This window comes from Actinomadura scrupuli, assembly GCF_050971785.1.
Taxonomy (GTDB): Bacteria; Actinomycetota; Actinomycetes; order Streptosporangiales; family Streptosporangiaceae; genus Actinomadura_E; species Actinomadura_E scrupuli.
The window spans coordinates 247,303-273,813 of the sequence record NZ_JBPCCU010000005.1; the positions used below are offsets into that span (position 1 = coordinate 247,303).

The following is a 26,511-nucleotide window of genomic DNA, read 5'->3' on the forward strand; positions in this document are numbered from 1 at the left end:
ACCTCCCGAGTCCCCTGACGAATCACGTCACCGTGCCGGTCGTATAGGTGACGGAGTGCGAAAAGAATGATCCGCTAAATGTCTTTCATCGTGCGCCGGGCACTTGTGGTACGCAAGGTACCACAGAGCCAATTGGCTGGACAGGGAGCCCGTGAATGGGGGAACTATTGTGAGTGCGTGATGAAAAGCTCGCCGCGCCTGCTCAGTCACGGCCAAGAAACCGGCCGTACATGATCGCTGGAGGCCCGGCGGGCCGCCGGCGCCGCCCGGGTTGTGAGCGGGATGACAACCTGAGGGGCGAAAGGTCAAAGACGCTGAGTGGACCGCCGGCGCGCCCGCTCAATAGCATCGCCGTATGTCTTACCCGGCGCAATTCCCGCATGTGAGTGACGTGGTCTGTTTGAAGGCGCATTTTGCCGCCTTTACGGAAAGGGCGACCGAGTCGCCGAGAATTCAGCCGGTGGTACTCACGTGAGCGAGCCGTCGGGTATCGGGCGGCGTGCGCTCTCCGTGGTGCGGATCGGCGCCATGATGGGCCGCAGCGGGCTGCTGCAGCCCGGCTCGCCGGTCCGGATGGCCGGCCAGCTGACCGCGCTGAGACGCTGGGGCACCGTGCTCGGAGGCTCGTTCGTCTCGGCCGCCGCCCGTGACCCGCACCGGCTCGCGATCATCGATGATCTGGGTGAGCTCACCTATGCCCAGGTCGACGCCCGTACCAACAGTCTCGCCGCCGCCCTGCACGACCCCGGCGACGTGCTCCGGGTCGCGGTGCTGTGCCGCAACCACCGGTGGATGGTCGAGTCGCTGGTCGCGTGCAGCAAGGCGGGCGCCGACGTGGTGCTGCTCAACACCGGGATGAGCGTCGGCCAGTTGCTGACCGTCCTGGATCAGCAGCACGTCGGCGTGCTGATCGCCGACGCCGAGTTCGCGGAGCTGCTGACCGCGGTGCCGCCGTCGGTGCGCACCGTGACGGCCGGCGGGGCGGACTCCCGCATCGAGGAGCTCATGGCGTCCCGGCCGGGCACGGCGCTGGTCCCGCCGCGGCAGCCCGGCCGGACCATCGTCCTGAGCTCGGGGACGACCGGTCAGCCGAAGGGAGCCGACCGGCACTCACGGCCCGGCCTGAGCCCGATGGCGTCGATGCTCTCGCGTATCCCGCTGCGGGTGCACGACATGACGCTGATCGAGGCGCCGCTGTTCCACACCTGGGGGTACGCGGCGCTGCAGCTGGCGATCGGGCTCCGGCACACCGTGGTGCTGAACCGGCGCTTCGATCCCGAGCTCTCCCTGCAGATCCTCGCCAAGACCAAGGGCACCGTGCTGATCGCCGTGCCCGTCATGCTGGCCCGCATGGTCGAGCTGCCCGCCCAGGTCAGGGCCACCTTCGACGTCTCCTCCATGCGGATCGCCGCGGTCAGTGGCTCGGCTCTGCCCGGTGGGCTCGCCACCCGCTTCATGGACGAGTTCGGCGAGGTGCTCTACAACCTCTACGGATCCACCGAGAGCTCCTGGGTCACCATCGCCACCCCGCATGACCTGCGGCAGAGCCCCGACACGGCCGGCACCCCGCCCCCCGGCACCCGCCTGGCCGTCCTCGACCGGGCCGGGCGGCCGGTCCCCGCGGGTACCCGGGGGCGGATCTTCGCCGCCAACGAGCTGCTGTTCGCCGGCTACACCACCGGCGCCGCCAAGACCATGCACGACGGCCTCATGTCCCTGGGCGACATCGGTCATCTGGACGAGCGGGGCCGGCTGTTCGTGCACGGCCGTGACGACGACATGGTCATCTCCGGAGGGGAGAACATCTTCCCCGGCGAGGTCGAGGAGGTCCTCGGCCGGCTGCCCCAGGTCCGTGACGTGGCGGTCGTCGGCGTGCCCGACGAGGAGTTCGGCCAGCGGCTGGCCGCCCATGTCGTCCTGGTCCCGGGAGCCGACCTCACCGCCGACGCGGTCCGGGCGTACGCACGCGAGCACGTGGCGCGCTTCGCCGTCCCGCGGGACGTGCTGTTCGTCGACGAACTGCCGCGCAACGCGACCGGCAAGATCGTCCGCAGGAACCTGGCGGGACAGCGCGCCGACGACGGTCCCGCGCCGCCCGCGGGGGGCGCCAGATGATCCCGAGGGAGGTGGTCCGCCATGGGCTCGGATCGGTTCTTCGACTTCCTCTCCTCGCGGAAGGGACTGGGCGCCGAGGTCGCCGCCGCGCTCCGGCCCTCGGTCCCCGAGGTCGCCCGGCAGGCGGTGCTGGAGATCCAGCGGGAGATCCCCGAGTACGTGCGTCCGCACGACCCCAGGTACGACCGGGTTCTGCGGCTGGCGGTCGAGTACGCGGTCGGCCACTTCATCGACCTGATGGCCGCTCCCGACACTCCGTGGGACGAGATCCTGGACTTCTTCCACCAGGTGGGCGCGGGGGAGGCCGGAGAGGGCCGGAGCCTGGACGTCTGGCAGACCTCGGCCCGGCTGGCGGCGAGGGTCGCGATCCAGCACCTGAGTGAGGGACTGGCGCCGGCGCTCGGCGCCGCCCCCCCGCCGAGCGTCTTCGGCCGGCTGACCGCGTCGCTTTTCGCCTACCTCGACCGGATCGCCGAAGCCGTCATGGCGGGGTTCGCGGAGGCCACCGAGCGGGCCGCCGACGTGTCCCAGAGCCGGCGTGCGCTGCTGGACCTGCTGATCTCGGAACCGGCCGTCCCGGTGGAGAAGATGACCGACCTCGCCGGCGCGGCGGGATGGGCGATACCTTCCGCCGTCGCCGCGGTGGCGGTGCACGAGGGTGACGGCCGGCCCACGCACCAGCCGGGCCTGCCCCCCGACGTGCTCGCCGGCCTGCATCTGCCGGAGCCGTGTCTCATCGTGCCCGACCCCGAGGGGCCCGGCCGCAGGCGGATGCTGGAGCTCGGGCTGCGGGGGCGGGCCGCCGCCGTCGGCCCGGCCGTCGGCGTCACCGAGGTCCGCAAATCGCTGCGGTGGGCGCGCCGGGCACTGGCCCTCGTCCAGCGGGGCGCCATTTCCGGGGACAACCCGATCATGGTGACCGAGCACCTGCCGGCCCTGGTCATCCTGCGGCAGCCGGAGCTGGTCGAGGGGGTCGCCGCCCGGCGGCTGGCGCCGCTGATGACGGTACGGCTCCGGCAGCGCCGTTCGCTCGCCGAGACCCTGCAGGCCTGCCTCGAATGCGGCTTCAACGCGACCGAGGTCGCCGGCCGGCTGCGCATGCACCCGCAGACCATCCGCTACCGGCTCCGTCAGCTTCAGGCGCTCTTCGGCGAGGACATGTACGACCCCCGGCTGCGCCTGGAGCTCCAGATCGTCCTGCGTGCCTGGCTCGCCGCGGCCGAGGGCGACCGCGGCGGCGAGGGCGGCGGCGGCGAGGGCGGCGGCGAGGGTCCCGGCGCGGTCGCCGAGCCCGGCGGGCGGGCCGGCGCGGCGGAGCTTCTGTAGCCGGCGGCACGTCGCCCCGGCATACGAATATGTGTGAATGCTGATAAGGCATCTGAATGCCTCAAAAGGGAAATGTGTGATCTGCAATAGCGTTGAATCGCGGGGGTTGATCGAGCTCGCCGGTTCGTGTTCGGATCATTCCCGATGCCATTTCGGCGGTGAATCGGGCTCCGGAGGGCAGTGACATCCGGAGGTGCTGGGTCAGTGGGGTTCCGATCGCCGGGAAACCCGGTCATGGTGGGATTCGGCGTAGCGGCGGTCATCGCGCTCGGCGCGGCCGCCCCGGCGGCCGCGCTCGCCGACGATCCCGGTCCGTCGCCCGGCCCCGAGCCCACCGCCACCGGCCCGGCGCCCTCGCCCGATCCGGTGACGCCCTCCCCGGATCCGGTGACGCCCTCGCCCGGCCCCGCCACGCCGGCCCCCCGTCCGACGACCGCGAAGCCCGCCGCGCCACCGGTGCTGTACCTCGGCCTCAGGGTCTCCGGCGCCCGGGTGGCCCCCGGCGGATCGCTGACGGCCACGGTCTCGGTGCGCTCGGGCGGGACGGTGGCCCGCGGTGCCCGGCTGGATCTGTCCGGCTCGAGGGCGACGGTGAGCCCGGCCCGCAGCTCGCTGGGCGACGTCACCGGTGGCGGCAGGTCCGTCTCCGCCCGCGTGACGATCCCCCGGGACGCCGAGCCGGGCACCGTCACGTTGACCGCCAGGGTCACGGCAGCCAAGGCCGGCGCGCGGACCGCGTCGAGCGCCATCACGGTGACGGGCGACCGGACCGCCCTGGTGCCGCCCGGGAAGGTCCCGGCCGTGACCCCCTCGTCGCCACCGGGCGTCTCCCTCCCGCTCAGCCCGCCGGGCGGTGGTGCCATCTCCCAGGCCGTGCTGCCACCGGTCGCCGCGCCTCAGGTCGCCCCGGACCAGCTGCCGATCTCTCCCGAGACGGCGTTGCGCAGCGGCCGGTCCGCGGCGGACCCGCTCGGATCCGGTGGCCTGGCGGCCCTGCAGGCGGGGTGGCTCGCGGCGCTGCTGGCCGGCAACGCGCTGCTGCTGACCCGGCTGCGGTGGGGCCGCCGCCGGTCGGCGGACCCGGGCGGCACGAGAGATTGTCATCCGATGACAGGAATTCCGGTATCCGCCATTCGCGGCTAGCGGTCTCCGGTGTTCTCATTCCGTGCGGGAACAGGCGGTGACCGGCCGGCGAAGTCCCGGCCGGGTGTTCGCTCCGACGCGGCGATCACCGAAGTCGCGATTCCGGTCATGAGCGGCGCTTCTGGGCCGGGGCGGCAAGAGGGAATCGGCGGGCGCTGAGCCCTTTACCGCGCCGGGCGGCCGCGGCCGGGCGTGCCGGGTCACGACCTGCGGCCACGAATTCCGGTGAATTCGACCGGGCCCGTCCGCACGGGTGACACGGCGTCTCAGATGCCATTCCTCCCCGGCCCGTCTTCCGGCGGCCCGCGCCCGGCCGTGCGCGCGTCGAGACCGACTCACGGGCCGCCTGCCTGCGGGGAGGGCTCACGCGTCCGGTCCCGGCCGGCCTGTCTCCGGCGCCGTTCCGGCCATTGTCAGACGATGACAAGGCCGCCTGCGCGGAAGCGGACGAGGTGACAACTCCGCGAGGAAGGAACGTAGGCCGGGATGCGGGCCGGCTCTCTTCGGCGACTCGCGAATTACGCCCTTTATTGGCATCCGGTGATAAAGCCGTCCCGTTGGATGCTCGCTCATTACGAAAATAGGGCCTTATGGATCACAGAATGGCACGCCGGTCATCTACAGAGTGCCGGGAATTGTGGAATCAGGGCCTTGACGCCGGATGTACTGGTGAGTAGTTTACAAATCCGAAACCCAAGAGATCGCAGCGAGACGGACCGAGGAACCGGTCAGCGCGCTGCTGGCCTGTGGTGACGTTCATCGGGTCCCGGCCGCACAAAAGGGGAACTCGGAGTTTCGGATCGGAATATGTGATCCGAGTATTCCGCAGACGTTATCCGAACTACCTGTTCTGGAGGTGGGCCTGGTTTTCGGGGGCGCGCGTGAAGCTGGTGCTCATCGAGATGCACCAGTCCTGGTTTCGTACAGCGAGAGGTAACAAGTGGAAGCCCAGAAGAAGTCAGGAAAGACCAGGGCCGGGCTGGCCGTGGCGGCCGTCGGCGGACTCGCGTTCGGTCTCGCCGGCGTCGCGGCGAGTCCCGCCTCGGCCGATCCGGTGTCGTTGACGCTGAACTACAGCTGCACCTTCCCGATCGTCGGGGTGCAGACCATGGCCGTGAAGATCGAATCGGACATTCCGAAGACGATCAAGGTCGGCGAGGCCACGCCGAAGATCGCGGTGAAGGCGACCGCGAACATCAACGCGGACACCGTCCAGGGCCTCAACCTGGTCGGTGCCGCCACGCTCGAGGGCACCGCCACGGCGAGCGCGACCATCGACTCGCCCGACGCCGCCCTGCCCCTCAAGGTGCCCACCACCATCCCGCCGACCCCCGTACCCGCGGACGGCGAGATGGCGGTCCCCGCCACCGGCAGCGCTCCGTCGCTGACCTTCAGCAACACCGGCGAGGGCAGCGTCACCATCGGGGACCTTCTCATGGACCCCCTGACGGCACGGGACTCCACCGGCAAGCCGATCCAGCTCAAGAAGGGCTCGGACACCTTCTCGGCGGCGTGCACGCAGGTCGCCGGTCAGAACAACACGCTGGCCACCTTCACGGTCGTGCCCGCGGAGCCGGGCCCGGACACGACGGCTCCGACCGCGCCGGGCAAGCCGAGCGGGACGTCGGCGGCCGATGGTAAGAGCGTGGCTCTGACCTGGGCGGCCTCGACCGACAACGTCGGTGTCACCGGTTACGAGGTCTTCGACGGCTCCGGTGCCAAGGTGGCGGACGCGACCGGCACCAGCGCCACCGTCTCGGGTCTGACGCCCGACACCGACTACACCTACTCGGTCAAGGCCAAGGACGCGGCCGGCAACACCTCGGCCGCCAGCGAGTCGGTCACCGTCCACACCACCGCCACCGGCCCCGGTCCGGACACGACGGCTCCGACCGCGCCGGGCAAGCCGAGCGGGACGTCGGCGGCCGATGGTAAGAGCGTGGCTCTGACCTGGGCGGCCTCGACCGACAACGTCGGTGTCACCGGTTACGAGGTCTACGACGGCTCCGGTGCCAAGGTGGCGGACGCGACCGGCACCAGCGCCACCGTCTCGGGTCTGACGCCCGACACCGACTACACCTACTCGGTCAAGGCCAAGGACGCGGCCGGCAACACCTCGGCCGCCAGCGAGTCCGTCACCGTGCACACCAACACCGGCGGCGGTGGCGGAACGGTGAACTACGGGTTCACGCTGAAGGGCTCGACGTTCGTCAAGACGCCGAACGGCACGGCTCCGCTGAACGGGACGATCGACGCGGTGCTGAACCTGTCCACGAAGGCCTACGAGGCCGACCTGGCACTGGCCCCGACCAAGGGCAACTTCAAGATCCTCGGGTTCCTGCCGGTGACCGCGGACATCGCGTTCAGCCAGGTGGGCAAGACCACCGGCACCCTGTCCGGCGGCGTGCTCGTCTCGAACTCGAAGATGTTCGTCAAGCTGCCGTCGTTCAACCTGTTCGGCATCCCGATCGGCGGCGGGGCGACCTGCCAGACCAGCACCCCCTCCGACATCACGCTGAAGTCCACCGACCCGGTGTTCAACCCGCTCAACGGCGGGCCGATCGCGGGCACCTACACCCTGTCGGCCATCCAGAACTGCGGACCGCTCACCAGCATCCTCAACGCGTTCACCGCGGGCAGCGGCAACACCATCAACGCCACCCTGACCCCCAAGGACTAGTCACCGACGACGTCCGCCGAACACAGGCCGGCCCCCGCCGCGGCATGCGGCGGGGGCCGGCCCGTCCGTGACGTCCGCCCGGCGGGCCGCCACGACCAAGGCCTCGGCGGAGGCGATCGGCGCGGTGCCGGGCCGGCCGCCTGCTTGTCGGCTCGTTGCTAAAAGACGCTCCCGGTACGTGCGGACGACTCATTTCGCGTGGCCGGTGCCCCGGAGGACAGTCGGAGGTGTTCGCCCTGCCGGCCCACGGAGCGCCGCGCCCCGGCACCCGGCCGCGGTGAACGCGGCACCGAGACGTCGCAGGCCGTACGGCCTGATCGATCCCGGGGGCACCACCCCTCCGCCCCCCGCCCGAGGAGGAACGGACAATGAGCCTCGCACTCGCCCCCGCCGGCCGGGAACGGCACGGCAAACTGCCCGCTCAGCTCGTCGGGCTCCTGCGACCGGAACTGCCCGGGCTGGCCGAAGAGATCGTCACCGAGATCCGCCGTACCCTCCCGGAGCTCGCGCAGCCGGGCACGGGCCCGTACCGGGTGGTCATGCGCGCCAGCGTGGAACAGGTGCTCGCGTCGTTCGTCGACCAGATCGCCGCGCCGTCCTCCTCGCCCGCGGAACGCGAGGAGATGTGCCGCGTGCTCGGACGGAGCGCGGCCCACGAGGGCCGCAGCCTGGACGGCCTGCAGGCCGCCTACCGGGTGGGGGCGCAGCTGGCCTGGCGCCGGGCGATGCGCGTCGGGGAACGCCACAACCTCTCGTCGTTCGTCATGTCGTCGCTGGCCGAGGCGTTGTTCGGGTACATCAACGAGCTCGCGACCCTGTCCCGGGAGGGCTACGCGCAGGCGAAGGCACGACCGGCCCAGGAACGGGAGGAGAGGCGCCGGCGGCTCCTGCACCTCATCGTGGAACATCCCGCGGCGTCCGGGTCCGCGATCGGTGAACTGGCGGAGTCCGCGGGCTGGGCGGTGCCCGGGGAGGTGACCCCCGTCGCCGTACAGCCGGACGCGCGGTGCGCGCCGGGCGACCTGGACCCCGACGTTCTGGCCGACCTGGACGGGGCGCAGCCGATCGTGCTGATCCCCGGCCGCCTGGACGACGGCCGCCGCGCGATGCTCGAGGCCGCGCTGGCCGGGAACCGCGCCGCCGCCGGGGTCTGCGTGCCGCCGTCGGACGCGGCGGACTCGCTGCGCTGGGCCCGGCGGGCACTGGCCCTGGCCGGCGCCGGCGTCATCGGCGGCGGTCCGCTGACGCTGTGCGACGAGCATCTGCTGACCCTGTGGCTGGCGTCGGATCCCGCGCTGCTCGATCAGCTCTCCCGGCGCCGGCTGGCCGCGCTGGAGGGGCTGACCCGCGGGCAGCGGCGCCGGGTCATCCAGACGCTCGGCGCCTGGCTGGAGGCCTCCGGCAACGCGGTGGAGGTGGCCGGCCGCCTCCACCTGCACCCGCAGACGGTGCGCTACCGGATGCGGCAGATCAGGGAGACCCTCGGCGACCAGCTCGACGATGTCCACGCGCGGTTCGGGCTGGAGCTCGCGGTCCGCGCCACGCGGCTTCGCGACACCGGGCCCGCCGGGGCCGATCGCACGCCGTCGTCGCAGACCTGACACCCGGCCACCGGACCGGACGAGGAGCCGTTCGGTCCCCGTCAGGCCGCCCAGCCCACGAAACGCCGTCGAACACCGTATCGAGGAGGTGTGTCCCGTGGCGCCCACCCCCAGGCCGGGACGCCCGGAAGAGCCGGCGGTCCCCCTGCCCCGGCAGCTCGCTCCGCTCATGCGGCCGGAGCTGCCCAGCCTGGCCGAGGAGATCATCACTGAGATCCGCCGTGCCATCCCCGAGTACGCCCGCCCCATCGACGGCCCCTACGGCCAGACGCTGCGGCTCGGCGTGGAGCAGGGGCTCACCGCGTTCGTCGACCGGGTCGCCGATCCAGCCGCGGTCCACGAGGGCAACGGTGAGATCTGCCGCCGGCTCGGCCAGTACGAGGCGCAGGAGGGCAGGAGCATGGACTGCCTGCAGGCCGCCTACCGGATCGGCGGCCAGGCGGCCTGGCGCCGGATCATGAAGGTGGCACCGCGGCACGGGCTCTCCTCCCTGGTGATGTCACGGCTGGCCGAGGCGCTGTTCGTCTACCTCGACGAGCTCGCCGCGCTGTCCCTCAACGGCTATCTGGAGGCGAAGGCGGATCCGGCGGTGGCCCTGGACGAGCGGCGCCGCCGGCTGCTCCGCCTCATCCTGGCCGGCCCGTCCGTGCCCGGTCGTACGCTCACCGAGCTGGCGGGCACCGCCGGCTGGGACCTGCCGGGCGAGGTCACCATGGTCGCCGCCCAGAGCGGCGCGCGGTACGTGCGGGCGGCGCTGGACCACGATCTGCTGACCGATCTCGACGGCGCGGAGCCGCACCTGCTGCTGCCCGGTCCGCTCACCGCGGCCCGCCGCGCCATGCTGGAGGCGGCGATCCCCGGTGACCGGGTCGCCGTCGGGCTCACCGTGCCGCTCGGGCAGGCGGCGGACTCGTGCCGCTGGGCCCGGCGGGCCCTCGCCCTGGCCGGCGCCGGCGTCCTCGGCGAGAGCCACCTGACGCTGTGCGAGGACCACCTGGTGACGCTCTGGCTGCTGTCGGACACCGCGCTGACCGGCAGGCTCTCCCGGCGATCGCTCGCCGCCCTGGAGGAGCTGACCCCGGGCAGGCGCGACCGGCTCGGCGAGACGCTGCGCACCTGGCTGGTCACCCGGGGGACCGCCGCGGAGATGGCCGAACTCCTCGACGTCCATCCGCAGACGGTGCGCTACCGGATACGCAAGCTGGAGCAGGCACTCGGGGAGCAGCTCGAGGACCCGGACGCCCGGTTCGGGATCGAGGCCGTGCTCCGTGCCCAGTGGCTGCGCGAACAGCTGGGGACCGGCGGGCCGGACGCGTGAACTCCGGCGAAGCGGCGACCGGCCGGAATCACGGAATGCGCGATGGGCGCAAAAGCCGCCGTCTTTTCGTGCGGGCGCCGACAATGGCCGGTAAGGCAATTGTCATCGGGTGACAGGCCTTTCTGTGCGAGGCGATTATATGGACGCCTTCACTTGTGTGCGGTTTCCGGCAGGGATAGGCTTATTTCCGCGCTCATTCAGCATATCCGTGGCGCGACATTCTGGTGCCGTCGGTGCCGCCGGCTCATGAGATGGACGGCAGTTCTCGGAATAGGTGACCGTATATGAGAATCGGCGTGCGCCGGAGGCCGCTCCGGATGGCGGCGATCGGGCTGAGCGTGGTGGTGCTCGGTTCGCTGCCGGGTGGCGGTGCGGTGGCGAGCGCGCAGGCCGCCGATGTGAGCATGACCTACGGGTGCCGCTTTCCGGAGGGCCCCCAGCGGGCCGGGGTCCGGGTGGAAGGGACGTTTCCGGCCACCGGCACCCCCGGCCGGCCCCTCCGGCCCGGCCGGGTGACGGCGACGGTGACCCTGCCCAGGGCCGCCCTCGCCGACCTGACCGGCCTCGGCGCCACGACGGTCACGGGCACCGCCCGCCTCACCGTCGCCGTGGCCCAGCACGGCACCGCCGCCGAGGCCGGCTGGCCAGGTCTGACCACCCCCGCGACGCCGGTCCCCGCCGACGGTGACCTGGTGCTCGCCGCCTCCGGGTCCGTACCGGCGGTGACGGCCGGCGGGGCCGGTGACGTCACCGTCAGCGCGGGGGAGCTCACGCTGGCCCTCACCGCGTACAAGGCCGACGGCACGGCCGCCGGGCCGCCGCGACCGGCGATCACGTGCACCCCGGAGCCGGGGCCGGCCACGCTGGCCACCATCCCGGTGGCCGCCCCGGGCGCTCCGGCACCGGCGGCGGCTTCGGCGGCGGCGGCTTCGGCGGCGCCGAAGCCCGGGGCGGGGAGCGGCGACCCCCGGACGGCCGCCGCCGCGGAGACTCCGGCCGAGTGCGGCAAGCTCCCGGTTTCTCTCGACAACCCCGGCAAAGCGGGCTGTGCCTACATGTCGGGGTACGCCAACGTCAGCAAGCTCAACGGCGCGACCGCGCTCAACGATCCGGCGTTCGGCCGACCGGCGCTCACGAACGTCATCGTCCATCCCCCCAACGAGGACGGCCACATTCTCGTCGACTTCGCCTTCGTGCAGCCGATGCGGGCGAGATCGACCTTCCTGACGTTCGGTTTCATGCCGACGACGGCGACGCTGGAGATGACCCAGGTCGGCATGGGCGGCTTCGACCTGGACATCGCGGACGGCGTCCTCAAGGTCGGCACGGACATGTCCATCCGCCTGCACGACGTGACGGTCAACGGGACACCGCTGGACGTCGGAAAGCGCTGCCGGACTTCCCGGCCCGCGCATATCGCGCTGAGGGGCGGCAGCGACTACAAGAACCCGGTGCTCGGGGGGTCGCTGCTGGGGACGATCCACATTCCGCCATTCCAGGGCTGCGGAGTGGGTGAGAATCTCGACCCGCTCTTCACGGCGGCGGTCTCCGGATCGGGCAACGACATCAAGATGATCCAAGGACGAATATGCTCCCCGCCCGCGACGAACAATTGTCCCCCGCAAGTGCCGGCGCTGACGCGCTGAGCGGCGCGCCCGCGGAAGCCCGCCGTTTTCGTGACCCGAGAGGTGGCAAGTGAACGCCAAGACAGAGCACGGCAGGGCCCGCACGGCCCTGGCCCTCGCGGCCGTCACCGGTGCCGTGTACGGCCTGGCCGGCGTCGCCGGGACGGGCACCGCCTCCGCGGACCCGGTGTCGCTGACGCTGACGTACACCTGCCCGTTCCCGCTGATCGGGTTGCAGCCCCTGACCGTACGGGTCCGTTCGGACGTCCCGAAGACCGTCGCGGTCGGGCAGCAGATCCCGAAGATCGCCATCGACACGGTGGACACGGTGAGCGCGTACTCCACCAAGGGACTCACCGCGATGTACGGCGCGACGCTCGAGGGCACCGCCACCGCCGCCGCGACCATCGTCACGCCCGAGGCCGATCTGCCCCTCAAGGTGCCGAACGTCATCGACAAGGTCGCCATCCCAAGCGCGGGGGAGTTCGACGTGACCTCCCACGGCAGCAGCCCGGCGCTGACCTTCACCCAGCCGGGGGAGGGCAGGATCACCGTCGGCGACCTGCTGCTGAAGCTGACCCCGCGCGACCGGAACGGCGAGCCGACGGGACTGGGCACCTTCGAGTCGGAGTGCGCCCAAAACCCCGGTCAGGACAGCACGCTGGCGTCCTTCACGATCACCGGTGGTGGCGGGACGGTGAACCACGGGTTCGCGCTGAAGGGCTCCACGTTCGTCAAGGCGGCCAACGGCACTGCTCCGCTGAGCGGCACGATCGACGCGGTGCTGAACCCGTCCACGCAGGCCTTCGAGGCGGATCTGGCGCTGGCGCCGACGAAGGGCACGTTCAAGCTCCTGGGGTTCGTGCCGGCGACCGCGGACATCGCCTTCGGCCCGGTGGGCAGGACGACGGGCACGTTGACCGGCGGCGTGCTGACCTCGCACTCGAAGATGTCGGTGCGGCTGCCGTCGGTCACGGTGTTCGGGCTGCCGGTCGGCGGCGGGGCGGGCTGCCAGACCGCCACGCCGTCCGACGTCACCCTCACCTCGACCGGCAAGGTGTTCGACCCCCTCGACGGCGGCCCGATCGCGGGCACCTACACGCTGCCGGCCCTCCAGAACTGCGGGGTCCTCACCTCGGTCCTCAGCGGGTTCACCGCCGGTGCGGGCAACACCGTCAACGCCACCCTCACCCCCAAGGCCTAGCGGCACGTCCTCGTATTGGTGGCATATGCCAGGAACGCGGCGATCTGACTGGGCACTGGAGTACTAGGCCACTTCTCCGGTATCCACCGCGAGCAGCATCAGAACGTCGTCTGGAACGTGGATCCAGCCCTGTCTGCGACGACCGGCGACTCGGACGCGTACTTCGAGTTGGAACGCGTCCGCTCTGATGCCGTCGTATTCGTGTCTGACTATCCCCCAGAAAATATCTTCTGATACGACGAGGACCAGGGGACCTGCTGCTTCTAGCAGGCGTCGCTTCACGCGTGGAGCGTCCAACAGGCGGCAGGCCACATCGAGTTCCTCCCCGAAGTAGCCGTTGTCATCGCGGTGAACCTCGCCCGCGTGCACCACCACGCGCAGCCGCAGCCTGCGGCACGGCCACTCCGCCGGCGTAAGGGACACGTTGTAATTGATCAGGAGTCGGCTGAGTTCTGGAAAGAAACGGCTGAGAAGATACGTTTTGGGGATGTCATCGGCAGGATGAACCAATATCAGTACGCCATCGCCGCGGTCTTCAAACGGGTCACAGTGTCTTGACTCGATACCCGCGTAGGCAAGCGCGTCGATCAGGTATTGGTATACCCGATTTCGTAGCTGTTCCTTGATTGGGTTGGTGCGGAGCGCGCTGGTTGATCCCTCAAGATCGACTGCCAGGATGCTCCTGTGTACGGGGAGGCTGTTCACCAAACCCCTCCATTCCCCCGGTCTATGGCCGGTACGCCCAGTCCTGGGCACTAGTCGGCAAGCCTGCCGCGAAATCGTGACTGGAGGCCCGGCCGAGTTCTGTCGCCGTGGGGCTGTGCTGGGTGACATGTCTCACCGCTGGTACGGGGCGCGGCATGCTGAACAAGCGAAGACCACCATTTCGGCGTGGCGCGAAGAACGTGAGGCCCTGCGTCGACCGGCGCTACTCCGAACGCTTTCATGGCTGCATTGTCGACCGGATCCGGATGCTGTGCAAGATGCACAGCATCCGGCAACACCCCTCAAAGTGAGCAATTATGCATACAACACCCAATCAGGGAACAACCACTCAGAGAGCTAGATGGGTCTAGAAGCCTCGGGCCAGTGCTTCCCCTGGCAGGCTGAACGGAATAAGATCACGAATGTGCTCATGCAAGTTGCACGGCTAGATGCGGAGACACTGGCGTACCTTGTTATATCCGTGACTCCAGGGCCCTGTTAGTGTGCAATATTATCCAGTGGCCTCGTAGTGGAAGGGAACTGGCAGTCATGGCGCCACGGCGAACCCCGACCGTTCGTCAGCGGCGTTTGGGGGCCGAACTCCGTCGGTTGCGCGACGGCAAGCGAATGACTGCGGACGAGGTCGCGGATCGACTCCGTTGGTCACCTTCCAAGATCAGTCGACTCGAGAACGCCAAGATCGGCGCACGTATCTCTGACGTGCGCCTGCTCCTGGAGGTCTACCGGGTCGACGAGTCTCACCTGGGGGAGGTGCTCGCCCTCGCCCAAGTGGCCAACGAGAGAGGCTGGTGGGCGGACTACCAGTCCGATCTACGCGAGGATTACACGCGTCTCATCGCCTACGAGGACGAGGCGGACTCCGCCTTCCACTTCCAGGCACTGGTTGTACCGGGCCTTCTGCAGACCGAAGAGTACGCACGCCATGTGATCACAGGGGGCAAGATACTCGGCGCTCTTCCTCCGCAGCGGATCGACCGTCTGGTCGACGTGCGCATGCGGCGACAGCTGCTTCTGGTCAGGCCACAGCCGCTCAAGCTGTCGATCGTGCTGGACGAGGCCGTCCTGCTCCGACGTGTGGGCGATCAGGCCACCATGCGCAGACAGTTGGCCCGCCTCTGTGAAGTGAGTCGGCTCCCCAATCTCGACATCCGGGTGCTCCCGTTGGGCGTCCCTCACGGACTTTTCATGGGAGGCTCCTTCGACCTGCTGGTTTATTCCCCGGCTTATGACGTGACGTTCCCGGATATCGTCAACATCGAAAATTATATGAGCATCATCTCTCAGGATGAGTCCGTGGCCTACGCCTATCGGCTCACCTTTGAACACCAAAAAGCACAGGCTCTTGGGCCTGAAGAGTCGCGTGCGCGAATTCTTCAAATCGTCCAGGATAGGTGGCAGGATTAGTCGGCGGTCCGCGACGGGCCCAGCTCACGCCCCGGCCACCATTGGAAGAATCCGTGTCAGAACAAGAGAGCGAGACAGTGTTGCCTAATATAGATTCTGCGGCCTTCTGGAGGAAGAGTTCCGCTTGCGATAATAATGGGAGCTGTGTGGAAGTTGCACGCCTCACCGCGTCAGAAATGGGGGCCCGTGACAGCAAGTGTGGCGACGGCGGCCATGTCCTCGAGTTCTCATCCAGAGAATGGCGCGGTTTTGTAGCGCAGGTCAAGGCCGGCGAGTTCGACCTCCTCTGACGGTGTCAGGGGCTTATTTGACCCTGTCCTGACCACGGCGACCCCTCGCTCCAGTGCGGCAAGGGGTCGCCGTGCAGACAGATGACCACTTGTAGTAGCCGGTGGGCCGGTCATCGACCGGTCAACCAAAGAGGTGCTGTCGGCGTGGTCCCGGTCACTGGTGGATCCGCTGGCAGGCCGGGGCCTTGGTGAACGCCTTGTTCAGCTCGGGGTTGGTCCGCAGGTCCTTGGAGGGGCCCTCGTAGGCACTGAACTTGACCAGGCTCTTCCCGACGCCGTCCAGGGCGTGCTTCAGCGAGGCGGGATCGCTCACCTTGGACGCCCGCAGGGACGTCGCCGCGGAGTCGACGCCCGCCTGGGTCTCGCTGAGATTGCTCAGGGCCCTGTCGTACGAGGCCTTGCCGCCGGTCACCTGCGGGGCACCCTGCCCCTCCAGGCTCGTTTTCAGCGTCTTGAGCTGGGTGGACACCGTGCCGAGGAACACGATGAGGCTCTCCTTCTGCTTCTGCGGGTTCTTGGGGTCGAGATGGGGGAGTGTCAGCTTGGCCCCGCCCGCGCCCACGGCGCTGCACACGCGCCCCGCCCAGGCGACCTCCGGGCCGTCCGCCGCGGTCTTCGGGTCCTTCCCTCCGCATCCGGCCAGCGAGATCCCGGCCACCGAGACCAGCACGACCCCGGTGATCAGACGTCCAACCATGTTCTGTCTCCTTCGTGACTTCGCCGGCCGGGCCGGCGGAAAATCGTGGTCCTCGCCCTGTGCTTCCGGCTCCAGGGCGGTCAGCAGGTGGACGTGGCGGGTGTGCCGTTCATCCGGGCGTCGAGGAACGCCAGCGCGTCGGCGTTGCCCCAGAAGACGCCGGACAGGTGACCCGCGGCGTAGGTCTTCCAGGTGAGCGCCACGCCCAGCGCGCAGTACTCGTCGCGCAGGGTCTGCGCCTGGGAGAAGGCGACGAGCTCGTCGTCGGTGTCGTGGTACTGGAGGACGGGGACCTTGATGGGCTCGCCGCCGAGCCTGTTGGCGGCGTAGGCGGCCTGCCAGGCCGGGTCGGCGAGGGGACTGCTGGTGGTGTAGTCCGAGAGCTTCCTGCCCTGGTAGCTCGTGAGCAGTTCCACGGCGCAGTCGTGGTCCCGCAGGGCGGCGAAGGCGGCGCGCCCGGCGTCGTTGAGAGCGGCGTCGAGCTTGAGATCGGGGTAGGCGTTGTCCAGGCCGAGCAGGGCGTAGGCCAGGAAGCCGAACCCGGGCTTGCCGTTGAGGCGCAGCGCGACGACGCTGAGGTCGGCGGGCACCCCGCCGCCGACGACGCCGACCAGGTCGAGCTCCGGCGCGTACGACGGCTGGAGCTGGCCGGCCCACATCGCCGCTCCGCCGCCCTGGGAGTAGCCGCGGAAGGCGACCTTGGCGTTCGCGGACAGGCCCGTGCCGGCCAGCCGCTGGGCGGCCCGCACCCCGTCGATCAGGGCGGGCCCCATGGACCGGCCGACGACGTAGGTCGTCCTGGGGGAGGGGTGGTAGCCCTCGTAGTCGGTGACGGCGACCGCGTACCCCTTGGCCAGCATGTCGTTGACCGCGGGCTGCTCGTAGAACGCACCGATATTGATCATGGTGGAGGGGGTGCACGCGAAGGCGGGGCCGTGGGTGCCGGGCCCGAACCCGACGATCGGTGCCTTCGACCGGTCCACGCCCTTGGGCACCAGGATCGTGCCTGTCACCGCGTCGGGCCTGCCCAGCGCGTCCGTGGACAGGTACATCACCTGCCACGCGTCGGCCAGTGACCGGGCGGCCGGCGGCCCGGCCTTGGCGGGGCGCGAGCGGATGACGTCCCCCGGGGACCCCGACGGCAACGGGCTGGGCGGCACGTAGAAGGCGTCGTCGGCCGCGCTCGGCACGGCCGGCTTCCGCGCGGGCAGCGTGCCTGCCGACGCCGTGCCCGCGACGATCATCAGCGAGACGACGACGGCCAGCGGCGTGAGGATCCGCCGGCCGGCCGGCGCCCTGCCCCTCCCCGGCCGGATGAGCCGCCCGCTGGACTGCGAAAGAGAAGGCACAGCTCGAACTCCGATCAATACCCGGCCATTAGTGTCGGCGATCGTCGCATGGACTCCGGGGTGAATCAATAGCGGCTCCGCGCGCATTCCATATTTGTCAGATAAGGCGTGCTTTCCCTGGCCCGGCGCGCACCGGAGCACAAATCATCCGGGATGGTGAGCCCGGCGGATGCGCACTTGACGACAATCCGGAACGCCAGGCCTCATCACCCGGTGACAAGAATTCAGCAGGCGGCGTTCTGGCTGGTCAGAAGGGCTTGCGCCGGAATGCTACTTGCAAGTAGCGTACGCCGCCAGAAGTGCACCGGAGGTCTTCGGAGAACCGGAGCGCAAATGACCGGAGGCGTTAATCGGCCTCTACCGGCAGGGAAAGCCGGAGCCATCTGATCATCGGGCGTCGCGTCAGGAAATCGAGGTTGCCATGACCACTCCGGTAGCCTCCATTCCCGGTGCCGGCGCGCTGCGGCAGACCGGACGGCTGTTCGCACTCGGCGCCACCGTCCTCGGCATGATGTTCCGGCGTCCCTTCCAGGCCCGCGAGTTCGTCGAGCAGTTCTGGTTCATCGCCAGCGTGGCGATCCTGCCGACCGCCCTGGTGTCCATCCCGTTCGGCGCGGTCATCTCGCTGCAGGTCGGCTCGCTCACCCAGCAGCTCGGCGCGCAGTCGTTCACCGGGGGCGCGAGCGTGCTCGCGGTCATTCAGCAGGCCAGCCCGCTGATCGTCGCGCTGCTGATCTCCGGCGTGGCGGGCTCGGCCATCTGCGCGGACATCGGCTCCCGGACCATCCGGGAGGAGATCGACGCGATGGAGGTGCTGGGCGTCTCGCCGGTCCAGCGACTGGTCGTGCCGCGGGTCCTGGCGTGCACGGCGGTGGCGGTCCTGCTGAACGGCCTGGTGTCGGTCATCGGGGTGGCCGGGGGCTACTTCTTCAACGTGCTCATGCAGGGCGGCACCCCGGGCGCGTACCTGGCCAGCTTCTCGGCCCTGGCGCAACTGCCCGACCTGTACATCAGCGAGTTCAAGGCGCTGCTCTTCGGCTTCATCGCGGGCGTGGTGGCCTCGTACCGGGGGCTGAACCCGGGCGGCGGCCCGAAGGGCGTCGGCGACGCCGTCAACCAGTCGGTCGTCATCACCTTCCTGCTGCTGTTCTTCGTCAACCTCGTGCTCACCGGGATCTACCTCCAGGTCGTCCCGCCGAAGGGAGGATGAGCGATGGGTCTCGTCGCGGGAGTGCGGGCGGCCGGCAGCCCCGGCCGGTGGTTCTCCTGGCTGGACCGGCCGGGCGACCAGCTCCTGTTCTACGTCCGCGCGCTGATGTGGACGCCCCGGGCGGTCCGCCGTTACCTGAAGGAGGTCCAGCGGCTGCTGGCGGAGGTGGCCTTCGGCAGCGGCGCGCTCGGCGTGATCGGCGGCACCATCGGCGTGATGATCGCGATGACGCTGTTCACCGGCACGGTCGTCGGGCTCCAGGGGTACTCGGCGCTGCGGCAGATCGGCACGGCGGCCTTCACCGGATTCGCCTCCGCGTACTTCAACACCCGGGAGATCGCCCCGCTCGTCGCGGGACTGGCGCTGTCGGCCACCGTCGGCTCCGGGTTCACCGCGCAGCTCGGCGCCATGCGGATCAACGACGAGGTGGACGCGCTCGAGGTCATGGGCATCCCGAGCCTGCCCTACCTGGTCACCACCCGGATCGTGGCGGGCACGGTGGCGATCGTTCCGCTGTACGGCGTCGGCCTGCTGAGCTCGTACGTGTCCTCCCGGGAGGTCACCGTGCTGGTCAACGGGCAGTCGCCGGGCACCTACGACCACTACTTCGGGTTGTTCCTGTCGCCGGCGGACGTCATCCTCTCCTTCCTCAAAGTGCTGATCTTCAGCGTGATGGTGATCCTCGCGCACTGCTACTACGGGTACCGCGCCGTCGGCGGCCCCGCCGGGGTGGGGGAGGCGGTCGGCCGCGCCGTGCGCACCTCCATCGTGCTGATCAGCGCCACCGACTTCTTCCTGAGCCTGGCCATCTGGGGGACCACCACGACGGTGAAGGTGGCCGGATGAGCGCGGGCGCGGCGGTCCGCCGGCGGCTGGCCGGCGTGGTGTTCCTGCTGGTGCCGGCGCTGCTGGTGTGGCTGTCGATCGCCGTCTACGACAAGCGGTTCACCCCGGTGTCGATGGTGACCCTGCACACCACGAACGTCGGCAACGAGATGCACCCGCATGCCGACGTGAAGCTGCGCGGCGTGGTGGTCGGCGAGGTCCGGACCATCTCCGCGGACGGCGCCGGGGCGACGCTGAAGCTGGCGATCCAGCCCGGCAAGGTGCGGATGCTGCCGGCCAACGTGTCCGCGCAGATGCTGCCCACCACGCTGTTCGGGCAGCGGTACGTGGCGCTGGTGCCGCCCGCGCGGCCCAGCGCGCGCCGCCTCACCGCTGGCAGCGTCATCGGCCAGGACCGCTCGTCCAACGCCATCGAGCTGCAGCGGGTACTGGACAACCTGCTGCCGCTGCTGACCGCGGTGCGGCCGGCCAGGCTGTCGGTCACCCTCACGGCGGTGGCGCAGGCACTGCAGGGCCGGGGCGCCCGGCTCGGCCGGACGCTGGTGGAGCTGGACGCCTACCTGAAGAAGCTCAACCCGAACCTGCCCGCGCTCAACCGCGGGATCAGGGAGCTGGTCACGCTCACCCGCCACTACGACGCCGCCACGCCCGACATCCTGCAGGCCCTGAACGACTTCACCTACACCAGCAGGACGCTGGTCGACCGGCAGAGCGACCTGAGCATGCTGTACGCGACCGTCACCGGAGCCTCGCAGGACCTCACCGGCTTCCTGCGGGCCAACTCCGGCACCATCATCCGGCTGTCCGCCGACAGCGGGCCCAGCCTGCGGCTCCTGGCGAGGTACTCGCCCGAGTTCCCCTGCACGCTGCGCATGCTGACCGATTTCGTGCCGCTGATGGACAAGGTCCTCGGCAAGGGCACCGGCCGGCCCGGGCTGCACGTCGACGTCCGGTCGGTGCGCTCGCAGGGCCGGTACGTCCCCGGCAGGGACCGGCCCGTCTACCGCGCCAAGGGCGGCCCGCACTGCTACCCCGTCCCGTACCCGGGCGGCGCCGGCACGGCCGCGCGGTCCACGCCTGCCGGCGCGGCGACCCCGGTCGCCGTCGCCCCCGGCGGTCTCGGGCTGCCCAACTCTCCCCAGGAGAACGAGCTGGTCAACGAACTGCTGGCGCCCGCGCTGGGGGAGGTGCCGGACGCGCTGCCGGACTGGAGCAGCGTGCTGGCCGGCCCGCTCTACCGGGGCACGGAGGTGAAGGTCAAGTGAAGCGGAAGGGCATCGCCGCCCCGCTGGCGAAGTCGCTCGTCTTCGTAGTGGTCACGGTGCTGGCCACCGCGCTGCTGGCGATCAGCATCGCGCAGAACAGCGTCGGCGACACGGTCGGCTACAGCGCCCGGTTCACCGACGCGTCCGGGCTGCGCGCGGGCGACAGCGTACGGATCGCCGGGGTCCAGGTCGGCCGGATCGACGGGATCAGCGTGGTGGACCGGCGGGTCGCCCAGGTGCGGTTCTCGGTCGAGCGTGACCGGCGGCTGCCCGCCTCGGCGACCGCGACGATCAAGTACCTCAATCTGGTCGGGCAGCGCTACATCGAGCTGGACCAGGGCACCGGCGAGGCCGGGGCCCTGCGCCGGGGCGCGACCATCCCCCTCGACCGCACGACCCCCGCGCTGAACCTGACCCAGCTGTTCAACGGCTTCCAGCCGCTGTTCCAGGCGCTCTCGCCCGAGGACGTCAACCGGCTGGCCGGCGAGCTCATCCAGGTGCTCCAGGGAGAGGGCACCACCATGGAGAGCCTGCTCACCACCGTCGGCTCGCTGACCAGCACCGTCGCCGCCAAGGACCAGGTGATCGGCCAGGTCGTCACCAATCTGAACGCGGTGCTGGACACCGTCAACTCGCGCGGCGACGAGCTGGGCGGTCTGATCACCACCCTGCGGGAGCTGGTCTCCGGGCTGGCCGCCGACCGCAGGCCGATCGGGGACGCGATCAGCGCGCTCGACGGGCTCGCCGGCAGCACCGCGGATCTGCTGCAGGCCGGCCGGAAGCCGCTCAAGCAGGACATCGCCCAGCTGGGCCGGCTGTCGGGCAACCTGGCCGGCGACTCCGCAGCGGTCGACGGCTTCCTGCGCCTGCTGCCGGTGAAGATGGCGGCCATCGGCCGGCTCGGCTCGTACGGGTCGTGGCTGAACTTCTACGTCTGCGAGGCCACCGTGACCGGGGCCACCTACCAGCAGTTCCCGGGCGAGAGCCATCCGCCGCCCACCGGTGTCCCCGGCACGGCGGCGAGGTGCAGATCATGAAGCGGACGCGTACCCGGCGGGCGGGCAGGCGGCGGCCGGTGATGCGGCCGGTCCGCGAGCGCGACCCGATCGCGGTCTGCCTGGCCGGCTTCGCGATCATCATCGTGCTGGCGCTGCTCGCGTACTCCGCCGACGACCTGCCGGTGATCGGCGGCGGCACCACCTACACCGCGGACTTCACCGAGTCGGCCGGGCTCACCTCCGGCAACGAGGTACGGGTCGCGGGGGTCAAGGTCGGCAAGGTCACCGGGGTGACGCTGGACCGCGGGAAGGTGAAGGTCGCCTTCCGGGTCAAGGACACCTGGATCGGCGACGCCAGCACCGCCGCCATCGAGATCAAGACCCTGCTCGGCGACAAGTACCTGACCGTCGACCCGCTGGGCACCACCCGGCAGAACCCCCGCCGGCGGATCCCGTCCAGCCGCACGACCTCGCCGTACGACGTGACCAAGGCGTTCGGCGACCTGGCCGGCACCGTCGAGCGGCTCGACTCGCGGAAACTCGCGCAGAGCCTGGAGGCGATCTCGACCACGTTCGCCAGGACCCCGCCGGGCGTGCGCAAGGCGCTGACCGGCCTGTCGGCGCTGTCCAAGACGATCTCGTCCCGGGACGCCCAGCTGGCCCGGCTGCTGGCCAACACCAAGCAGATCACCGGCACCCTCGCCGGGCAGAACGCCCAGTTCGCGGCCCTGCTCCAGGACGGCAACCTGCTGCTGGCCGAGGTGCGGGCACGCCGGGACGCGATCCACGGGCTGCTCGTCGGCACGCAGACGCTCGCCCAGCAGCTGTCCGGGCTGGTCGAGGAGAACCAGCGGCAGCTCGCGCCGACGCTGCGGGCGCTCGGCGACGTCACCGACCTGCTGACCAAGAACCAGCGCAACCTCGACCGGGCGCTGTCCCTGGCCGGTCCCTACACCCGGCTGCTCGGCAACGCCCTGGGCAACGGGCGCTGGATGGACGGCTACCTCTGCGGCGTCATCCCGAAGAGCTACCTGCCCCCCGGCACCCCGCCGGCGCGCGGATGCATGCCCCCCAGGCAAGGCGGTCGCTGATGCTCACGAGACTGCACGGCAGGCGCCCCGTCCTGATCGCGGGAGCCGCCGCCCTCACCCTGGTGATCGCGGCCCTCGTCGCGATCCGGGGACCGGCCGGACATCACATCACCGCCTACTTCACCGCGGCGGTCGGCGTCCATCCGGGCTCGGACGTACGGGTGCTCGGCGTGAAGGTCGGCCGGATCGACGCGGTGCACCCCGAGGGCACCCAGGTGCGGACGACCCTCACCGTCGACCACGGCGTGGACGTACCGGCCGGCGTGCAGGCCGTGGTCGTCTCGCCCAGCGTCGTCTCGGACCGCTACGTCCAGCTCACCCCGGCCTACACCGGCGGGCCGCGGCTCGCCGGCGGCGCGGTCATCCCGGCCGAGCGCACCGCCACCCCGGTGGAGCTGGACCAGCTCTACGCCGGCGTGAAGAAGCTGTCCACCGAGCTCGGCCCGGGCGGGGTCAACCGGAACGGCGCGCTGTCGAACGTGCTGCGCACCGGCGCGGCCAATCTCCAGGGCAACGGCCAGGCCCTCGGCGCCACGATCGAGCGGTTCGGGCAGGCCGCCAAGACGCTGTCCGGTTCGCGTGCGGACCTGTTCGCCACCATCGACAACCTGCAGAAGTTCACCACCATGATCAAGGACAACGACGGGCAGGTCCGGCAGGCCGAACAGCAGCTCGCCGACGTCACCGGATTCCTGGCCGACGACCGGGAGAACCTGGCCGCCGCGCTCGACCGGCTCGCCGCCGCGCTCGGCCAGGTCCAGGGCTTCGTCCACGACAACCGGGCCCTGCTGAAGTCCAACGTGGACAAGCTCTCCGCCATCACCCAGGTGCTGGTCGACCAGCGCCGGTCGCTGGCCGAGGCACTGGACGTCCAGCCGCTCAACGTGGGCAACGTGCTCAACAGCTACGACCCGGCCACCCGGACCCTGATGGGCCGCGGGAACCTCAACGAGCTGAGCATGGGCGGCGCGCTCACGGCCGGGCGGAACGCCCCGCCGCTGCCGCTGCCCGCCGTGGGCACGGTGTACGGCTCGCCGCCGGCGGGGCAGGGGACGGGCCGATGATCCGTACGGGGTTGGCACGGGTGTTCCGGCGGCGGCAGTCCGCGCCGCGAGCCCGCACCGCCGCGCTGCTGTCCGGCCTGGTCGCGGTCACGGCCGCCGGCTGCGGTCCGGGCGGGTTCGGCGGCGTGCAGGACCTGCCGCTGCCCGGCGGCGCCGACGTCGGCGATCACCCCTACACGGTGACCGCGGAGTTCGCCAACGTGCTCAACCTGGTGCCGCAGTCCGCGGTGAAGGTCAACGACGTGGCCGTCGGCCGGGTCACCCGGGTCGCGCTGCCGCGCGACGGCTGGAGCGCCCGGGTCACCCTGCTCGTCAACGGCAAGGTGCGGCTGCCGGCCAACGCCCTCGCCACGCTGGAGCAGTCCAGCCTGCTGGGCGAGAAGTACATCCAGCTCGCCGCCCCGGCCGACGGGAGCGCCACCGGCGCGCTGACCGACGGCGCCACCATCCCGATGTCGCGCACCAACCGCAACCCCGAGGTCGAGGAGGTCCTCGGCGCGCTGTCGATGCTGCTGAACGGCGGCGGCCTGGCGCAGCTGCGCACCATCACCGTCGAGCTCGACCACGCGCTGAACGGCAACGAGCCGCAGATCCGGTCGCTGCTGCACCGGCTCGACACCCTGGCCACCCGGCTGGACGCGGGCAAGAAGGACCTCACCGACGCGCTGGACGGGATGAACCGCCTCTCCGCCACGCTGAGCGGCCGCAAGGAGCAGCTCGGCACGGTGCTCGACGACCTCGGCCCCGGTCTGCGGGTGCTCGAGCGCCAGCGCGGGGCGCTGGTCAGGATGCTCAGCTCGCTGGACACCCTGTCCGGAGTCGCCATCGACACCATCGACAGGAGCAAGGACGACCTGGTCGCCGATCTCCGGGCGCTCGAACCGACCTTGCGCAAGCTGTCCGACGCCGGCCGGGACCTTCCGCGGGCATTGCAGGTGCTGCTCACCTACCCGTTCACCGACGCGGTGCTGCCCGCCATCAAGGGCGACTACCTCAACGTCTACCTCTCGGTGACCGCCGCCCCGGGCACCGAGATCATCCCGCCCATCACCCCGGAGGCGGGGGCGGGGGCCGGCCGGGGGCAGGCGCCCCCGCTGCCGCTGCCCTCGGTGGGCGGTACGAGCACGGTTCCGGCGACCCCCGGCTCCTCCCCGGCGGTGCCCGGTTCCTCCCCGGCGGTGCCCGGTTCCGCCACGGCCGCGCCGGGGTCTTCTCCGGCCGTGCCCGGTGGATCTCCGCCGGCTCCGTCCGGGACCGCGGCCCCGGGGAAGGGGAACTGATGCTCACCCTCGCCACCAGGCTGAAGACCATCGCGTTCGCGGTCATCGCCGTCGCCGTGATCTCCTACATCGGGATCCACTATGCCGCCCTGGGCCGGTACGTCGGGCTGCGCGGCTACTACGTCGTCAAGGTCGACCTTCCCGAGACCGGCGGCCTGCTGACCAACGCCGACGTCACCTACCGGGGGGTCTCGGTCGGGCGGGTCGGCCCGCTCCACCTGACCGGCGACGGTGTCCGGGCGGACCTGCACATCAAGAACTCCGCCCCGAAGATCCCCGCCCGTACCCGGGCCGTGGTGGCCGACCTGTCCGCGGTCGGTGAGGTGTACCTCGATTTGCGTCCGGAGACCGGTGGCGGCCCCTACCTGGCGGGCGGCGCGGTGATCCCGCGTTCCGCCACGCAGACCCCGGCGCCGGTGACGGACCTGCTCACCAGCGTCAACGACCTCGCCGCGTCGATTCCGCTGGAGTCGCTGCGCATCGTGGTCGACGAGCTCGGCAGGGCGTTCAACGGGCAGGGACAGAACCTGCAGGCCCTGCTCGACGGCGGCGGCGCCCTGGTCCGTACGGCCGACGAGCACAGCGCGCCGACCAACCGGCTCATCGTCGACGGCGAGTCCGTGCTGCGCACCCAGAACGAGGAGGCCGGCGCCCTCGTCTCCTTCGCCCGCAGCGCGAAGCTGCTGGACCGCCGGCTGCGCGAGTCCGACCCGGACCTGCGCGAGCTGATCGCCGTCGCGCCCCGCGCCTCCGCGCAGGTCGCCGGGCTGCTGCGGGACCTCGACCCCGGCCTGAGCGTGCTGCTGGCGAACCTGCTGACCACCTCCGACCTGCTGCTCACCCGGGTGAACGGGGTGGAGGAGCTGCTGGTCAAGGTGCCCGGGGCGGTCTCGGCCGGCTCGTCGATGGCCGGCTCCGGGCGGCTCGCCCTGGGCATGGTGACGACCTTCTTCAACCCGCTGCCGTGCACCCGCGGGTACGGCGCCACGACCTACCGCAACGGCCTGGACACCTCGCCCGGGCCCGCACTGAACACCGCCGCCCGGTGCGCCATGCCGGCCGCCAGCGGCGTCAACGTCCGCGGCTCGGCCAACGCGCCCCGTGGCGGCCCGGTGCCGGCGCCGGTCCGGGCCGGCTCGGTCGGCCTGAGCGACGTGGCCACATCGTGGCTGCCGGGCGCGCTCGGCCTGCCCGCACTGCCCTCCTCACCGGTGCCGCCCGCCGGTTCGCCGGACCTCGGCGGCCTGCTCGGGCTGCCGGGACCGGGCTGAGGAGGGAG

At 70.7% G+C, this 26,511-nt stretch carries 21 protein-coding genes; 18 read left to right on the forward strand and 3 right to left on the reverse strand.

Features of this window, described 5'->3' with window-relative positions; translation table 11 throughout:
* The first annotated feature begins 471 nt into the window (after positions 1 to 471).
* The 8 genes from ACRYCC_RS23740 (at position 472) to ACRYCC_RS23775 (ending at position 13,012) form a co-directional block, all read left to right on the forward strand.
* Entirely contained in the window at positions 472 to 2,115 is a 1,644-nt protein-coding gene (locus ACRYCC_RS23740) for an AMP-binding protein (protein WP_433815436.1), read from the forward strand.
* 21 nt (positions 2,116 to 2,136) lie between these two features.
* The gene (locus ACRYCC_RS23745; RefSeq protein WP_433815438.1) at positions 2,137 to 3,441 is read left to right on the forward strand and encodes a PucR family transcriptional regulator; all 1,305 of its coding nucleotides are present in this window, start codon (positions 2,137 to 2,139) and stop codon (positions 3,439 to 3,441) included.
* A 234-nt stretch (positions 3,442 to 3,675) separates the two neighbouring features.
* On the forward strand, positions 3,676 to 4,584 hold the full coding sequence (locus ACRYCC_RS23750; RefSeq protein ID WP_433815439.1) for a hypothetical protein: 909 nt from the start codon (positions 3,676 to 3,678) through the stop codon (positions 4,582 to 4,584).
* A gap of 940 nt (positions 4,585 to 5,524) precedes the next feature.
* Positions 5,525 to 7,264 carry a DUF6801 domain-containing protein gene (locus tag ACRYCC_RS23755; protein WP_433815441.1) on the forward strand — a complete coding sequence of 580 codons (1,740 nt, stop codon included), beginning with the start codon at positions 5,525 to 5,527 and terminating at the stop codon, positions 7,262 to 7,264.
* A gap of 368 nt (positions 7,265 to 7,632) precedes the next feature.
* Positions 7,633 to 8,865 carry a helix-turn-helix domain-containing protein gene (locus ACRYCC_RS23760; protein ID WP_433815443.1) on the forward strand — a complete coding sequence of 411 codons (1,233 nt, stop codon included), beginning with the start codon at positions 7,633 to 7,635 and terminating at the stop codon, positions 8,863 to 8,865.
* A 97-nt stretch (positions 8,866 to 8,962) separates the two neighbouring features.
* Positions 8,963 to 10,183: a PucR-like N-terminal domain-containing protein gene (locus tag ACRYCC_RS23765; RefSeq protein WP_433815444.1), complete on the forward strand. Its 1,221-nt coding sequence runs from the start codon at positions 8,963 to 8,965 to the stop codon at positions 10,181 to 10,183.
* Positions 10,184 to 10,467: 284 nt separating this feature from the next.
* Positions 10,468 to 11,829: a DUF6801 domain-containing protein gene (locus tag ACRYCC_RS23770; RefSeq protein WP_433815446.1), complete on the forward strand. Its 1,362-nt coding sequence runs from the start codon at positions 10,468 to 10,470 to the stop codon at positions 11,827 to 11,829.
* 49 nt (positions 11,830 to 11,878) lie between these two features.
* Complete coding sequence (locus tag ACRYCC_RS23775; RefSeq protein WP_433815448.1) at positions 11,879 to 13,012, forward strand: DUF6801 domain-containing protein; 1,134 nt, start codon at positions 11,879 to 11,881, stop codon at positions 13,010 to 13,012.
* 63 nt (positions 13,013 to 13,075) lie between these two features.
* Here ACRYCC_RS23775 and ACRYCC_RS23780 read toward each other — a convergent pair whose 3' ends face one another.
* Positions 13,076 to 13,717 (reverse strand): hypothetical protein, encoded by a 642-nt coding sequence (locus ACRYCC_RS23780; protein ID WP_433815450.1) that lies wholly within the window; start codon positions 13,715 to 13,717, stop codon positions 13,076 to 13,078.
* A gap of 549 nt (positions 13,718 to 14,266) precedes the next feature.
* On the opposite strand from ACRYCC_RS23780, the gene ACRYCC_RS23785 reads away from it, so the two are divergent.
* Positions 14,267 to 15,142, forward strand: coding sequence for a helix-turn-helix domain-containing protein (locus ACRYCC_RS23785; protein ID WP_433815452.1), 876 nt, complete (start codon positions 14,267 to 14,269; stop codon positions 15,140 to 15,142).
* A 77-nt stretch (positions 15,143 to 15,219) separates the two neighbouring features.
* A complete protein-coding gene (locus tag ACRYCC_RS23790; RefSeq protein WP_433816044.1) occupies positions 15,220 to 15,432 on the forward strand; it encodes a DUF397 domain-containing protein in 213 nt (70 codons plus the stop codon).
* A gap of 154 nt (positions 15,433 to 15,586) precedes the next feature.
* On the opposite strand, the gene ACRYCC_RS23795 is transcribed toward ACRYCC_RS23790, so the two are convergent.
* Both ACRYCC_RS23795 and ACRYCC_RS23800 read right to left on the reverse strand, forming a co-directional pair.
* The gene (locus ACRYCC_RS23795) at positions 15,587 to 16,129 is read right to left on the reverse strand and encodes a hypothetical protein (RefSeq protein WP_433815454.1); all 543 of its coding nucleotides are present in this window, start codon (positions 16,127 to 16,129) and stop codon (positions 15,587 to 15,589) included.
* Between the two features lie 80 nt (positions 16,130 to 16,209).
* On the reverse strand, positions 16,210 to 17,478 hold the full coding sequence (locus ACRYCC_RS23800; protein WP_433815455.1) for a lipase family protein: 1,269 nt from the start codon (positions 17,476 to 17,478) through the stop codon (positions 16,210 to 16,212).
* Positions 17,479 to 17,899: 421 nt separating this feature from the next.
* Between ACRYCC_RS23800 and ACRYCC_RS23805 the strand changes: the two genes are divergently transcribed.
* From ACRYCC_RS23805 to ACRYCC_RS23840, 8 genes are read left to right on the forward strand one after another with little or no spacing between them, the layout of a single operon-like run.
* Positions 17,900 to 18,688, forward strand: coding sequence for an MlaE family ABC transporter permease (locus ACRYCC_RS23805; RefSeq protein ID WP_433815457.1), 789 nt, complete (start codon positions 17,900 to 17,902; stop codon positions 18,686 to 18,688).
* Between the two features lie 3 nt (positions 18,689 to 18,691).
* On the forward strand, positions 18,692 to 19,534 hold the full coding sequence (locus ACRYCC_RS23810) for an MlaE family ABC transporter permease (protein ID WP_433815459.1): 843 nt from the start codon (positions 18,692 to 18,694) through the stop codon (positions 19,532 to 19,534).
* On the forward strand, positions 19,531 to 20,799 hold the full coding sequence (locus ACRYCC_RS23815) for an MCE family protein (RefSeq protein ID WP_433815461.1): 1,269 nt from the start codon (positions 19,531 to 19,533) through the stop codon (positions 20,797 to 20,799). Before ACRYCC_RS23810 ends, ACRYCC_RS23815 begins: the two co-directional genes overlap by 4 nt.
* Positions 20,796 to 21,836: an MCE family protein gene (locus tag ACRYCC_RS23820; protein WP_433815462.1), complete on the forward strand. Its 1,041-nt coding sequence runs from the start codon at positions 20,796 to 20,798 to the stop codon at positions 21,834 to 21,836. Before ACRYCC_RS23815 ends, ACRYCC_RS23820 begins: the two co-directional genes overlap by 4 nt.
* Positions 21,833 to 22,888 (forward strand): MCE family protein, encoded by a 1,056-nt coding sequence (locus ACRYCC_RS23825; RefSeq protein ID WP_433815463.1) that lies wholly within the window; start codon positions 21,833 to 21,835, stop codon positions 22,886 to 22,888. Before ACRYCC_RS23820 ends, ACRYCC_RS23825 begins: the two co-directional genes overlap by 4 nt.
* Complete coding sequence (locus tag ACRYCC_RS23830; protein ID WP_433815465.1) at positions 22,888 to 23,952, forward strand: MCE family protein; 1,065 nt, start codon at positions 22,888 to 22,890, stop codon at positions 23,950 to 23,952. The genes ACRYCC_RS23825 and ACRYCC_RS23830 overlap by 1 nt, the downstream gene beginning before the upstream one ends.
* Entirely contained in the window at positions 23,949 to 25,232 is a 1,284-nt protein-coding gene (locus ACRYCC_RS23835) for an MCE family protein (protein ID WP_433815466.1), read from the forward strand. Before ACRYCC_RS23830 ends, ACRYCC_RS23835 begins: the two co-directional genes overlap by 4 nt.
* Complete coding sequence (locus ACRYCC_RS23840) at positions 25,232 to 26,503, forward strand: MCE family protein (protein ID WP_433815468.1); 1,272 nt, start codon at positions 25,232 to 25,234, stop codon at positions 26,501 to 26,503. The genes ACRYCC_RS23835 and ACRYCC_RS23840 overlap by 1 nt, the downstream gene beginning before the upstream one ends.
* Positions 26,504 to 26,511 lie beyond the last annotated feature (8 nt).

What these genes read in the sequence shown, in the direction of transcription:
- ACRYCC_RS23745 (WP_433815438.1), top strand. Translation starts at nt 2,137, where the DNA reads ATGGGCTCGGATCGGTTCTTCGACTTCCTCTCCTCGCGGAAGGGACTG.
- ACRYCC_RS23750 (WP_433815439.1), top strand. Translation starts at nt 3,676, where the DNA reads ATGGTGGGATTCGGCGTAGCGGCGGTCATCGCGCTCGGCGCGGCCGCC.
- ACRYCC_RS23760 (WP_433815443.1), top strand. Translation starts at nt 7,633, where the DNA reads ATGAGCCTCGCACTCGCCCCCGCCGGCCGGGAACGGCACGGCAAACTG.
- ACRYCC_RS23770 (WP_433815446.1), top strand. Translation starts at nt 10,468, where the DNA reads ATGAGAATCGGCGTGCGCCGGAGGCCGCTCCGGATGGCGGCGATCGGG.
- ACRYCC_RS23785 (WP_433815452.1), top strand. Translation starts at nt 14,267, where the DNA reads ATGGCGCCACGGCGAACCCCGACCGTTCGTCAGCGGCGTTTGGGGGCC.
- ACRYCC_RS23795 (WP_433815454.1), bottom strand. Translation starts at nt 16,129, where the DNA reads ATGGTTGGACGTCTGATCACCGGGGTCGTGCTGGTCTCGGTGGCCGGG.
- ACRYCC_RS23805 (WP_433815457.1), top strand. Translation starts at nt 17,900, where the DNA reads ATGACCACTCCGGTAGCCTCCATTCCCGGTGCCGGCGCGCTGCGGCAG.
- ACRYCC_RS23810 (WP_433815459.1), top strand. Translation starts at nt 18,692, where the DNA reads ATGGGTCTCGTCGCGGGAGTGCGGGCGGCCGGCAGCCCCGGCCGGTGG.
- ACRYCC_RS23815 (WP_433815461.1), top strand. Translation starts at nt 19,531, where the DNA reads ATGAGCGCGGGCGCGGCGGTCCGCCGGCGGCTGGCCGGCGTGGTGTTC.
- ACRYCC_RS23825 (WP_433815463.1), top strand. Translation starts at nt 21,833, where the DNA reads ATGAAGCGGACGCGTACCCGGCGGGCGGGCAGGCGGCGGCCGGTGATG.
- ACRYCC_RS23830 (WP_433815465.1), top strand. Translation starts at nt 22,888, where the DNA reads ATGCTCACGAGACTGCACGGCAGGCGCCCCGTCCTGATCGCGGGAGCC.
- ACRYCC_RS23835 (WP_433815466.1), top strand. Translation starts at nt 23,949, where the DNA reads ATGATCCGTACGGGGTTGGCACGGGTGTTCCGGCGGCGGCAGTCCGCG.
- ACRYCC_RS23840 (WP_433815468.1), top strand. Translation starts at nt 25,232, where the DNA reads ATGCTCACCCTCGCCACCAGGCTGAAGACCATCGCGTTCGCGGTCATC.